Raw genomic sequence first — 12,817 nt, forward strand, 5'->3', positions numbered from 1 at the left:
CTGGCACGCTGAAAGATGCTGACCTGAGTGTGGAGGGATTATTCCTCAATGCTGATGCGGGCTTTGATTCCAAAGATTTTCGAAAGGCTTGTGCCCAAGAGCAAATCAATGCCAATATCTGCTTCAACAGACGCAACGGTGACAGGGACAGAGATGACTATTTTGACAAAGAACTTTATGACCAACGCTATGTCATCGAGCGTACCAATGCCTGGATGGACAGTTTCCGGTCGTTACTAAACAGGTTTGATACTACCGTGGCAAGCTGGAAAGGGTTTAACTATCTTGCTTTTATTGTATTAGCCTTGAAAAAGTTCAAACCCTTCAAAAAGGAAAAAGTTTAAACGAGTTCTAGATCAAATTCATCCTAGATATGTACAATTTGGACGTATTTTACTCGATAATCGAAATGAAAATAATTTTCTAACAACTGCCTCGTGTGCTTGCCACAAGTTAGTTTAATAAAACAAAAACCTGGCCTTTTACAAAAGTCCAGGTTTTATAACTAAAAATCACTGATACTTAAAATTTTAAACTAAGGATATTAAAATACCGGCTGCTACTGCAGAGCCTATAACTCCAGAAATATTACTTGCCATACAATATTGCAAAATATGGTTTTTTGGATCGTACTTTAATGCAAGTTCATTAGCAACACGAGAAGCCATAGGTACAGCACTTAGGCCGGTTGCCCCAACTAATGGATTAATTTTCTTTTTAGAAACCATGTTGTAAATTTTTACAGCAAAAATCCCTCCTGCAATTGAAATTGCAAAAGCAATAAAACCTCCCACAACAATACCCAGGGTTTTAGGAGTTAAAAAAACTTCCTCGGTCATAGTAGCTCCTACGGCTAACCCTAAAAATATAGTCGCAGTATTTAAAATTGTGCTTTGAGCGGCTTCGGCCAATCGTTTGGTTGCGGTTCCAATTTCTTTAACCAAATTACCGAACAGCAACATACCTAAAAGAGGTACAGAAGATGGAACCAAAATGGCTACTACTGTCCCTAACGCTATTGGGAAGATTATTTTTGCAGCTTTAAGATTTTTGATGGCATTTTTAGATGGATATTTTTTATCCATTTCTTTCATGTTAATGCTAAATTCTTTTTTGCTCATAAATAATTTTGCCACAGTCGGAATAATCACAGGAACTAACGCCATATATGAGTAGGCAGCAATTGCAATTGGTCCTAATAAATGCGGAGCTAATTTTATTGTAGTATAAATGGCTGTTGGGCCATCGGCGCCGCCAATTATTCCTAATGAAGCAGCTTCTTTTAAATCGAAACCCAGTAAAATAGAAATAATCAGTACACTGAAAATTCCTATTTGGGCCGCAGCTCCAAAAAAAGCTAATCGAAGGTTACGGAGCATTGGTCCGAAATCGGTTAATGCCCCCACTCCCATAAAAATAATAGGAGGTAAAAAACCAGTTTTGATCAATGAATAGTATAGAAAATTCATGATACCGTATTCATTAGCAATTTCAAATAGGTTTTTATAGCGATGCCCTTCTAGAGCTACTTTATTGGCATCTACAATTCCCATAGTAGACCCGGGAAAGTTTGCTAATAGCACCCCAAAACCTATGGGAACTAATAATAAAGGTTCAAATTTCTTTTTTATCCCTAGATACAGTAGTACAAAAGCAATAATCCACATGATAATTGTTTTGTAAGTTATAGCGCTTAGGGCTGTCATTTCAAACAGCCTGGAAAATAGATCATGCATATTAGCTGACTTTAATTAATACATCATCTTCTTCCACGGCATCACCGTTAGCAGGGCATATTTCTAAAATTTTTCCAGATTTATCGGCAGAAATGGCATTATAAGTTTTCATGGATTCTATATATCCAATAACATCACCTTCTTTAATGGTGTCACCGGGTTTTATAGCAACATCAGAGGCATTTAAAGTTAAGTAAAAATTACCTTCTAGCGGAGCTAAAATTTCTTCTGTCTGCCCGTTAGAAAAACTTGCCGGAACAGGAGACATTTCTGTTTTTGGGATACTGGTGTTTTGAATTTCTTCAGAGTGTTTGTCGTAAGAAACATTTACCACAAATTTTTCACCATTTACTTCAATATTCAGGTGTTTAGGTTTAAAATTTTGAGCTACTTCTTTTGGTACTTGAGGAACCGGATTTTCACTTGTTTCTGCTTCCGCTTTTCGTTTAGCTAAATCTTCTTCAAAACTAGCTTTTGCCTGTCCGGATTTATAAGCCCGATATTGTTCAGGGTGCATGGCCAATTCCAGTAATTCTTCATCATCTTCGCCAAAATCCCAATTGTTCTCTTTCATTTCTTTTTTGAACGTATCCAGATTATCCGGATATAAATCTTGCGGATTTCCGGTATAAAATTCTCGCCCCTGTTCTTCGGCTAATTTTATAATTTCAGGAGCTAATTCTCCTGGTAATTTACCAGATTTCCCTAAAATCATATCCCAAATATTATCGGCAATCATCGACCATCTTTCTCTTCCTTTTTCAACTTGTAGCACATTCATTAATGCTAAGTTTTTTACGTATTGACTAAATGGAGTTACTAATGGTGGATAGCCTAATTTTGGCCAAATATATTTTACTTCATCAAACAGTTTTATTAAAAGGTCATCTTGGGTTATTGTAGGTTTATTTCGCTTGGCAAACCATTTATTTAAACTGGCTAAATTATTCTCTAAGTCGGCCATTAAACTTCCCATCATACCGCCTGGTAAACCGGGGCCAATAAGCAACGAATTCATCATACGATTTCTGGGATTAATATAATACCCAAGAAAATCGTCTATAAAGCTTTGGGTAAGTTCGCGCACCTTCATATAGGCTTTCATATTAATATCGGGAACTTTAAAATCTGCGTCTTTTAACATGGCGTGTACCGCTAATAGGTCGGCATGACCGGTACCCCAAGATAAAGGTTCCATCGCAACATCAATATAATCGGCACCTGCTCGTGCTACTTCCAAAATAGAGGCCATAGATAAACCAGGTCCAGAGTGCGAATGGTAAGTTACCAGTACGTTAGGGTGCTTTTTCTTGATATTGGTCACTAATTTCCCTAAATAAACTGGACGGCCGATACCTGCCATATCTTTAACGCAAATTTCATCGGCACCCAAATCGATTAAGGTATCGGCTAATTTGGTATAATAATCAACTGTGTGGACTTCAGAATAGGTTAAGCTTAATGCTGCCTGTGCAATCATACCCCCTTCTTTAGCGTATTTAATAGATCCTTCAAGGTTACGAGGATCGTTTAATCCGCAGAACGAACGAGCGATATCGGTGCCTTGCTTTTTCTTTACTTTAAACATGAGTTTGCGAATATCTGCAGGTACCGGGCTCATTCGAATTCCGTTTAAAGCACGTTCAAGCATATGGGTTTGTATACCAGCATCGTTAAAAGGTTGGGTCCATTTTCGGTTGGCTACATTAGGGTTTTCTCCAAATAATAAATTGATTTGTTCAAAACCACCTCCATTAGTTTCTACACGAGAAAAACAGCCCATATCGATAATTGCCGGAGCTACTTTTAGTAACTGATCTACGGTAGGAACATATTTCCCCGAAGATTGCCACATATCTCTATATACTAAACCAAATTTTATTTCTCTTGCCATGATGATACTTTTGTTATGTTTGTAATTTTTCCTTTTCCAAACGTAGTGACATCTACCGCAGCTACAAGTGCTGCAATAGTTTGGCTATTAGCTATGGAATTGGATTGTTGAGGTATTTGTGTTGGTTGTTTATTTTCAGCAGAGTATTTATTGGTGAGCTTAATAATAAGGTTACCAATTACCACTACCAGCGAAAGTATGATGAAGACAGTAATCATACCGACTAACATTATAACTAACGCATTGTTTAAATTGTTTTCCATTGTTTTTATTTATGGCTAAAAGTTGAGTTGATTATTTTATCTATTATAGGTAATAAAGATTCTTTCTTTAGTTATTAAAGCACAATAAATAAGTAGAAAAAGAATTTTTTAGGAAATACTTTTAAAGGAAAAAGGAGGTGGTAATCCCGATTTTAGGTTGAAAAATTTTTCGAATTTTAGATTACTAAAAGGTTTGAAAATTTTATCCTGAAAATATGACTTTTGAACTACAAAATGCATTTTTTCATGCTTAGAAAAATCATTATGAATTTGGCTATTTTGAATTGAAAATTGATCTTGGGAAAGACTATTTTTTGATGAAAAAGAAGTATTAAAAGGAGAAGAAAAAGCATACTTAAAACCAGCCTTTACTAGACTCAATTGAATGATGAGAATTAGCAAATTGGTGATAATTAAGCGTCCCATTTGTTAGATGTTTACTATAAAATTAAGCTTTCTTTTGGAGAAAAAAGGGGCTTCTTATTTTAAATTATTATGGGTAAAAAAGAAATTAAATTTAAAATGACAATTATCATGATAAATAGTTAAAAAGTCGTGTTTTTAGGTTTAATAGGAGGTTTTTATACGAAAAAGTGTTCTCAACTATCAGATGAAAATGTAGCTATTTCATATTAGATTTTATGCTTCAATCAATCAAATACAATATTCGTTTCTACACCGCTTTTAACCCCTGTAAATTGCCCTGAATTGTTTTTTATTCTATCAAAGGGCCCTTTGACATCTCCTTGATAGTTTGCTAAATATTGTAAGCCAGAATCTTCAGAAATCACAAAATAACGTTCCTGCTGATAATGCCTAATATGGTGCTTTTTTAAAGGAATAATATACTTTTTTGTAGTAATATTTAAGATCCCTTCTTCATCATTATGGCTGTAAACATGCGCTAAGTCTGCTCCTCGAATTTTAGCGATGCTGTGGTACTGCGGTTCTATAACTGTTTTACCATCTTCACTTGCCCAACCCCGCATTCTGTCACTTTCCACAATTCTATCATTCTGAATAGCATCTTTTGGTTTGGCTTTAATTATTTTCTTATCAAACGTTTCTATGTAAAAACCTTTGCTTTCTTCTGAATAACTGATATCGTTATATTTTAAAGGCAAAATATAGTCTCCTTTTACAGAAAACACACCTTCTATATTTTTATCATTACTTACAATGAATAGGTTGTCTTTTTCGTTAAAAACGGGCCAAACACTTTTAAAATAATTAAAATAGAGCTTTAAATTTTCAGCAATTGGATAATCATTTAATACCACTGCTTTTGCATTTTTATAGAAATAGACGGACTTTTCTATAGATTTTTTGATGGGAGCACTTATTCCAAGTTGCCTTAAACTTAACAATACAGTGTACTCTTTGTAGGGTTTTAAAACAAATGCATTAAAAGATCCTTTATGCTCATAGACAAGGCTGTTTTTGTCCTGATGTATTAAATAGTATGCACTATTTTCTGCTTTTATAATTTCAATTAAATCAGGAATAGACATTTCTTTGAATTCTAGATATGAGTGCATCGCAGATTGATCGTTAAATACATCGTAAATAGATTTTCCTGTTAATGATTTTTCTATAAAATTTTTGGGAAGTGTTTTATTTAGCAGCACCTTGTCCACCTTTTCTGAAAACAAACTATCTGCTTTTGTTAATAGCAATTCTGTAAACAAAACATCTACAGGTAAAGCATTTACATTTTCTGTTTTATCTATTGTAGAAAAAAGCTGAAATTGTTTTTTAGAATACTCAAATGAATTTGCAATACCTTTTGCAATAGCATAACTGTTACGCTCTAGTTTTTTGACAGAAAAGAAAATATATTCATCAAAATTGCTTTTAAACAGCAAGGTTTCTTCTGTTTTAAAGACAATAATTTCTTGTTCTAAGCTGAGTTTTTTTACAAAATTATGTAACGTAAAAGGTTGCTCCGATTTTATAATCGCCAGATTTAAACCGTTGTAATTATTTGTATTTGTTTCCTCTTTGTAAATCCCGTAAAAAAGCAAATTATCTTTATCCAATAAATAGTTATTTATTAGGTCGTCTAACTGGTAGTCAAAGTTACGGTCTATAAATATATTACTTCTGGAATGAACGCTTAACGGCTTTGCCAAACCAAATGCTGTATTCGGGATATATTCTAGGTAACCATTCGGGGTGTTTAATGATTTCAGAAATTCTTGTTTTAACGCTAAGTGAGCCGCATCTGTTTTCTGCTGCTTTTGTTCGATATATTTTTTTGCCTGTACAATACGTTCGTCGTCTTCTTCAACACGTATGAACTCTGAATAGATTTTAATGACATTATCTAAAATGGTATCTTTTATGCTTATCGCAAAACAATTTTCATCTTTCCAAATAAGGGTTGGCTTGTTTGCAAAAAAAGCTTTACTAAACTCTCTTTTTTCTATATCTAAACTATCAATTTGATTTTTAGGAAATAAATATGTTGTTAACACCTTATCTTCCATATTTAAATAAGAGTACGTGTGTTTTGACCAATTTAAATGATCTGATTCATTAAGATTATGATGTATAGAATCTGCAACATAATAACCAGAAAGAAGTGGTTTTTGTAATTGCGCATAACTTTTAAGTAAAATAAGAATGAAAAATAATAAGGTTATCTTTTTAGTAAAATTCATCTGACAAATACAATGTAACGGCAGTCTGTCTTAAAACTGTCTAATGAGTTTTTAAAAATAGTTGAAATTAAGATTGAAAACAAAATTTGAGTTAATTACTGAATCTCTTTGATGCATTCTATTAAAAGTTTTATTCAATGTTATATAAAGCTATGTTCCTAAAGATAAAAATCTTATTCCCTGCCCTAGCCTTTTTTGATGGTGTTTTAAGAATACTTAAATTTTGGTATGTTTTTCTATGCTGAAGGCTTTAGGCGATGAACCTGCGATTCATACCGGTAAACGTTTAAAAACCGGGTAAGCATAGCTTATGCTTTATTTTATTTATAAAAAGCTTGAAGGAGCGCTGAAAAGTAGACGTTTAAGCAATCTTATTTTGGAAGACCAACTTATCTTTAAATAATAAAAACCGCTTATCCCAACGGCTATCGGTATGGCCTATTTCGATCAAAATTTCTTAAAAATATTAGTATGTGTAACGCTTACCAATACTATACTGCATATAGACGTTGCGAAGATCATTTATTTAATGCCTGAAAATATTTATAAAACTGTCTTTTTGTAAATGGTCTAATGCCAGGTTATGATCAGCCTCTGCAGGTTCTGTTATCATCTCTCCTCCAAAAATGAGCAGAATTTCTTTTAAAGAAAGAGAATTATTCCATTGCTGATACAATGCTTTTGTAGCTGTTGATGTAATTTCTGAATTTCCTGAAACTCTACATTGTCCAGCTCCAAAATTTAAAAGCACAAAAGATTGCTTTTGTTTTTCAGGAATAAGAATGCCCAAAACCGTTTGTCTTTGTACAGATTGGCATTTGGTTTCTAGAAACAAATGATTTGGGTTCATCATATAATTGTAGTCAATTTGGTCACCTCTACCTATTACAATTTTATACTCAGAATTCCCTTCACCCGAATAGATATTGCTATTTATAAGTGTTGGTGCGTTTAGACCATTTTTAGCATACAAATATTCAACGGCTCCGTTTGGAGCATCTGTAATATCTCCAGAATACATCAATTCTCCATTTCCTTGTTTATATTCAGAATTCCAACCTGCTTTTCCTCCAATATTTAGCCCTGACAAATCAATATCGTGCGCTCCCCATTCATTCTCCCAATAAACACCAACAGCCAAAGATTTTCCAAAAAATTTGCTTCCGGTTGGAATATTGCCAACAAACATTTTTTCAGACGTAGGTAATGCCAATTCAACATCCTGCGGTAAGTAGAATTTTTTCCCTTTAAGATTAAATCTCTTCTTGCAATAGTTAATGAGAAAATCATAATTTGCCCAAGATGCTCCTGAAACTTTATTCGTCTTAATAAATGATTTACCGTTTCTTATTCTATACGTAAATGCAGATTGTCCTTTTATTCTTGTATGACAGGCAGAAAGTGTTCTAAATAAAGCAAAAGGAGTAGCATTATCTAACCAATGTAAATCTTCTTGGGTAAGTAATATGCTTGTTGCATAATTTAGTGGATTTGAAACTAATGGTTTATGATATACTTTTGATAATTTGGAAATCTTGTTAATCGCTTTAGGGCACTTTGTTTTAAAAGCTAAAAATAAAGGCTTGAACCGATTAAATATTTCAGCTAATTTTTCTAAACCAAATTTTTCAAATTCAACCGCAGGATTGTAGTTAGAATTCTTAATCGCATCTATTGCCTCTTTGCTTTTTATTAAAAGTGAATCTCCTGTGGCACGATATAAAATGTAGCGAAAAAACTCCAAAGTATCCTTTGGAATTACACCATACATATCTGCAATTTTTATGACCGCTTCTTTATTTTTAATGTTCTCATTTCCATTAAACTTATAAGAAAGTTCATCAACTAATATAGAAAGAAGATCATTAATTGTTTCTTCTTTTAATGCAAGACCTGATTTGAAAAGTTCTAAACATTTCCCAATCAAAACTTCTTTTGGATACGCTTTTACAACCTTAAATACCACCTTATTGTCTGGGATTTCCAGAATCTCATTTGGGATATAAATTTCATCTTGAAAGTCGCTTCCATAAGTAGAAATGTAATGTTTGATTTGCTCAATTAACAAATCGGTTCGTGAACTCTTAAAAATTTTGTTCCAGGACTTATGAAATGTTTTATTGAGGCCATAAGCGTCTAATTTTTCATTCTTGTAAAAGCTTATGATTTCTTTTTTAGCCCACAAAGCACCAGACGTTATAACATACCCTTGTTCAGAAACAAAAGGCTCTTCGTTTGTTTCTTTTAGAACTACTGAATTGAATAATTTTAATGTTTTCATTTTTTTTCTTAAAAATAAGTGGGGAGTAATGGTGTATAATATAGGAACTCCTTTTACCTACTTTATAAGATATCAGCGAGAAGTAATTTACCAAGGATATAGGAACTTCCTTTGCCGAATTTGCTTAATTTTTTTAATGTTTTTATTTCTGAGATTTTCGTTTTTTCTTAAGCTTGTATAAACGGGATTCTCTATGGCCCTTAGCAGGAAATTCTACCGAATATCCATTTTTAAAACTAAGATAGCAAATTGTGATCAATTCCTATTAGAAATTTAGCAGCAAAGTGCTATACAAAGTGTTGAAAAAAATTTCCCACATGAAGAAACTTCATTAATTTCTTCAGCTAACGATGTACAAACAATACTTTTCTATAGTACTTATGACCCTATGAGTGGCCGCTTTTTAAATTGGTGCTTGAAATAAAGCCCAAGACTCATTCTGGTCGGAATGTAAAAAAGCCCCTGAATTCCTAGTTCAGGATCTTTTTGATAATTTCAGTGGTGTACCTTTCTGGAGAGTCCGTTCAGAATATTGTTCAAATCAAAGATACATTTCCTTAGGGTCTTTTTCTAAAATATTTAAATAGGGGACAAAAAAACTTTCTATGGAAACATCAATTCCCATGCAGCAGGAATTGATGTTGGCAGTCGATGACATTATGTAGCGGTTGGTCAGTTTGAGCAAAAGTTTAGATTTTTTATATTTTAGTTTAGATTTTTACTCAATACAAGAGTATGATTATTATGATTTAATACATCTAATTTAGAGCGACTGATGTTGGAAAATAAAATTAGCAAATGGAAAATCCTTGTGCATTGTTGTACTATAGTTTATGGGTTGTACTCGTTTTTTCTATTGATAGAAATACTGGATTTTCTCTCCTTACTCCATACTAAACCCCCAGGTTATTCTCCTACTTATCGACTTGTCCATGTTTTTTATTTTCTAGTGGATTTGATCATCTGTCTGGTAATCACTTTTTATTACGTATTGTTACCTTCTCCTAGGATGTCTAATTCTTATCCTAAAAATTTATATGGAGGAATTTTAATAGCAGTATTCCGGATGATCATAATTTACTATTTATATATCTATACGACCCCTGAATATAGATGGGTACCCTATATTTATAAAACGGCCAATGAATTTAGTAATTTCGTTAGAATACTTTTTTTACCTTCACAGATTATATTGGGATTAGTAACTTCCTGGTTTTGGTGGAAGAATAGTAGAAATGAAAGGTTGAATTGAAACACCCTCAATTCACTAGGCGTATTAGGTGGTTAGGTTATCTCTATTTCCACATGAATTGTGGATGATATGAGCGAGAGAACAATGATTGGTTTACATTCAACAATGTAAATGATGCGTACGTTATTCAGCAAAAATGAAGTCGCTCAAATCATTATCGCTATCAATCATATAAATTTTTTAAATAGGTTTGCCGTCTCCAAAAAATTGATGCATCCTAGTAAAAAAAGATAGGCAATCTCCTTTTTCTTGTATTCTAGTTCTTAAAAAGTGTTGCACTCTTTTTACATCTTCTAAATTCAATTAATCAAAAATCACTACAATAAAAATTCAGCTAATTCTTTAAACTTGTTCAACGCAGGATGTCGGGTGCGGCGATGATGTGCCATAAGGATTTCGGTTTGAACCGGAATATGAGCCAGGTCCAAATACTGCAATTTTAAGTGTGCATACTGCTTTTGGGTAGAATAAGGAACAAGGGAAACCCCGAGCCCACCCTCGACCAATCTCATTATGGAATGCATGTTATTGCACTCGTGCACAACCTTTGGTATAAAACCCAGGCGGTTACAACAGGATACCAATTGCTGCTGGTAAAAAGGAGCGTAGCTGCTGTTGTATGAAATAAAAGGACGCTGCTCCAGCTCTTTTACATCCATGGAGCAAGGCTCTTCAGCCGGCGATACCAGGACAAAAGGATCCTGCCAGAGCAAAACCCCTTCCAGGGAGGGGGAGTCCATGGGTGCCCGCAAAATACCTACATCCAGTTTACCCGCCTCTAGTGCCTTGACCTGCTTTATGGTAGGCAACTCATACAGGCGCGTCCTCAACAACGGAAATTCTGCCTTTAACCGCTGGAGGATCAGTGCCAGGGATTTTAAGGGCGTTGAACTGATATATCCAATGCAAAAATCCCCACTTACCGATTCATGGATCTGCCTGGTCAACTGCTTGCTGCGTTCCAATTGTTGGATAAGCATGTCGCATTCCCCCAGGAAAAAACGACCCGCATCGGTAAGGGCCACCCGCTTATTGTTGCGTAAGAACAGTACAGCACCCAGTTCGTTCTCCAATTCTTTGATCTGTCTGCTCAAAGGCGGTTGGGAAATGTGCAATTGCTCTGCCGCCCTGCTGAAATGCAATAGCTCCGCCACGGTTTTAAAATAGATCAGGTGCCTGAGTTCCATAATACTTTATAGGTATCAATAGTTGATAATAATGATCTTTTCCAAGTATGATAAAGAACGGTACTTTTGGAATAAAATCCTTTAAATCCATGAAAAAAATATCCAAAAAATCAACCGTAGATGAAATCAAGACCCGCTTTGACAACGATGTGGAGCGCTTTTCACAAGTAGAAACCGGCCAGCAGACCACAATGGATGCGAGCTATACCATGGAACTTATAACTGATAGTATCATGGCCTACTCACCTAATATCAAAACGGTGTTAGACGTGGGGTGTGGCGCGGGTAACTATACGCTTAAGCTGCTGTCTAAAAAAGCACCTCTCAACTGTACCTTATTAGATCTTAGCCTGCCTATGCTGCAACGTGCACAAGAACGCGTAGAAGCTGTCAATAGCGGAACCGTCACCCTTGTTCAGGAGGATATTAGAACCGCAGTCTTACCGGAAAACAGCTATTGCACTATAATCGCTTCGGCTGTGTTGCACCACTTAAGGGATGATGCAGACTGGGAAACCGTTTTTTCCAAACTCTACAGGCTCTTAAAACCCGGGGGGAGTTTGTGGATTTCAGACCTGATTGTGCAAGAAACACCCGGCATACAACAGCTCCTCTTTAATGAGCGCTACGGCAATTACCTCACCCATCTAAAAGACGAAGCATTTCGGGATCGGGTCTTTGATTATATTGAAAAGGAAGACAGCCCGCGATCATTCAACTATCAGTTCAAATTATTGGAGCGTGTAGGGTTTCGGCATATTGAATTGCTTCACAAAAACGCGTGTTTTGCCGCCTTTGGTGCCATTAAATAATAGGTGGGCTGAGCTAAATCATCTTGATCTGTAGTCCTCATAGGCCCTTTAGCGGTACGCCCCCCATTTCTCAAGCATGTGCAAGGCAGTACCTAAGGATTTTGTATCTGGATGAAGTTGATAAGCAACCTGTGGCGGAAAATCATTTCGTTCTATTCGCTCTACAATACGATGTTCCTGCATTTGTTGTAATTGCTCCAGCAGCACTTTTTTGGAAACCCGCGACATTTTACGCCATAATTCGATAAAGCGTATTTCTTTCTCGTGAAAAAGATGGTGTAAAATCAAGGGTTTCCATTTTCCCGACAGTACCTCCATAATGCGTTTTAATCCATATTGTTCAAATTCGGTATAATTTATCATTTAAAAGTTAAGATCCTAGGGACAAACCCAAATGGATGGATTGGAAAACACTTTTTTAATCTCGCGATAAATCTAAGAGAATTAAATATTACTTTTATGGAACTGGATATTGCTTTTCATAGGATACTTTGTTGCCATTTCGTTGTTTTTTTCCGGTTATATTCCGCTTGATTGAGCAATTCCGAAACTATTCAACCCCACAAATAATTCAGTTTAGATAAACTTGTTTTACGTTCCGATTTATCTTGAACTCGTTTAAACTTTTTCCTTTTTGAAGGGTTTGAACTTTTTCAAGGCTAATACAATAAAAGCAAGATAGTTAAACCCTGTCCAGCTTGCCACGGTAGTATCAAACCTGTTTAGTAA

9 protein-coding genes and 1 pseudogene are annotated in these 12,817 nt (G+C 35.0%); 2 read left to right on the forward strand and 8 right to left on the reverse strand.

Going from position 1 to position 12,817, the window contains the following annotated elements:
• A partial coding sequence (locus L1967_RS21360) for a transposase (protein WP_249603527.1) occupies positions 1–344 on the forward strand: 344 nt, incomplete at its 5' end.
• A 186-nt stretch (positions 345–530) separates the two neighbouring features.
• On the opposite strand, the gene L1967_RS21365 is transcribed toward L1967_RS21360, so the two are convergent.
• The 6 genes from L1967_RS21365 to L1967_RS21390 form a co-directional block, all read right to left on the reverse strand.
• The gene (locus tag L1967_RS21365; protein WP_249603528.1) at positions 531–1,736 is read right to left on the reverse strand and encodes a sodium ion-translocating decarboxylase subunit beta; all 1,206 of its coding nucleotides are present in this window, start codon (positions 1,734–1,736) and stop codon (positions 531–533) included.
• Between the two features lies 1 nt (position 1,737).
• Complete coding sequence (locus tag L1967_RS21370; protein WP_249603529.1) at positions 1,738–3,630, reverse strand: biotin/lipoyl-containing protein; 1,893 nt, start codon at positions 3,628–3,630, stop codon at positions 1,738–1,740.
• Positions 3,615–3,893 (reverse strand): OadG family protein, encoded by a 279-nt coding sequence (locus tag L1967_RS21375; protein WP_249603530.1) that lies wholly within the window; start codon positions 3,891–3,893, stop codon positions 3,615–3,617. The genes L1967_RS21370 and L1967_RS21375 overlap by 16 nt, the downstream gene beginning before the upstream one ends.
• 650 nt (positions 3,894–4,543) lie before the next feature.
• A complete protein-coding gene (locus L1967_RS21380) occupies positions 4,544–6,556 on the reverse strand; it encodes a hypothetical protein (RefSeq protein ID WP_249603531.1) in 2,013 nt (670 codons plus the stop codon).
• Between the two features lie 526 nt (positions 6,557–7,082).
• Positions 7,083–8,837, reverse strand: coding sequence for a hypothetical protein (locus L1967_RS21385; RefSeq protein WP_249603532.1), 1,755 nt, complete (start codon positions 8,835–8,837; stop codon positions 7,083–7,085).
• Positions 8,838–10,406: 1,569 nt separating this feature from the next.
• Positions 10,407–11,276, reverse strand: a complete 870-nt coding sequence (locus tag L1967_RS21390; RefSeq protein WP_249603533.1) for a LysR family transcriptional regulator — start codon at positions 11,274–11,276, stop codon at positions 10,407–10,409.
• Between the two features lie 89 nt (positions 11,277–11,365).
• Between L1967_RS21390 and L1967_RS21395 the strand changes: the two genes are divergently transcribed.
• Complete coding sequence (locus L1967_RS21395; protein WP_249603534.1) at positions 11,366–12,088, forward strand: class I SAM-dependent methyltransferase; 723 nt, start codon at positions 11,366–11,368, stop codon at positions 12,086–12,088.
• 48 nt (positions 12,089–12,136) lie between these two features.
• Here the strand turns inward: L1967_RS21395 and L1967_RS21400 are convergent, their stop codons facing one another.
• Positions 12,137–12,451, reverse strand: a complete 315-nt coding sequence (locus tag L1967_RS21400) for a winged helix-turn-helix transcriptional regulator (protein WP_249603535.1) — start codon at positions 12,449–12,451, stop codon at positions 12,137–12,139.
• A 255-nt stretch (positions 12,452–12,706) separates the two neighbouring features.
• A pseudogene (locus L1967_RS21405) lies at positions 12,707–12,817 on the reverse strand (IS5 family transposase); the annotation flags it as partial.

It is taken from the genome of Zunongwangia pacifica, from assembly GCF_023499215.1.
Taxonomy (GTDB): Bacteria; Bacteroidota; Bacteroidia; order Flavobacteriales; family Flavobacteriaceae; genus Zunongwangia; species Zunongwangia pacifica.

Bases quoted from the DNA above. Each gene is read 5' to 3' on its own strand.
- L1967_RS21365 (WP_249603528.1), bottom strand. From the start codon at position 1,736: ATGCATGATCTATTTTCCAGGCTGTTTGAAATGACAGCCCTAAGCGCT.
- L1967_RS21370 (WP_249603529.1), bottom strand. From the start codon at position 3,630: ATGGCAAGAGAAATAAAATTTGGTTTAGTATATAGAGATATGTGGCAA.
- L1967_RS21375 (WP_249603530.1), bottom strand. From the start codon at position 3,893: ATGGAAAACAATTTAAACAATGCGTTAGTTATAATGTTAGTCGGTATG.
- L1967_RS21380 (WP_249603531.1), bottom strand. From the start codon at position 6,556: ATGAATTTTACTAAAAAGATAACCTTATTATTTTTCATTCTTATTTTA.
- L1967_RS21385 (WP_249603532.1), bottom strand. From the start codon at position 8,837: ATGAAAACATTAAAATTATTCAATTCAGTAGTTCTAAAAGAAACAAAC.
- L1967_RS21390 (WP_249603533.1), bottom strand. From the start codon at position 11,276: ATGGAACTCAGGCACCTGATCTATTTTAAAACCGTGGCGGAGCTATTG.
- L1967_RS21395 (WP_249603534.1), top strand. From the start codon at position 11,366: ATGAAAAAAATATCCAAAAAATCAACCGTAGATGAAATCAAGACCCGC.
- L1967_RS21400 (WP_249603535.1), bottom strand. From the start codon at position 12,451: ATGATAAATTATACCGAATTTGAACAATATGGATTAAAACGCATTATG.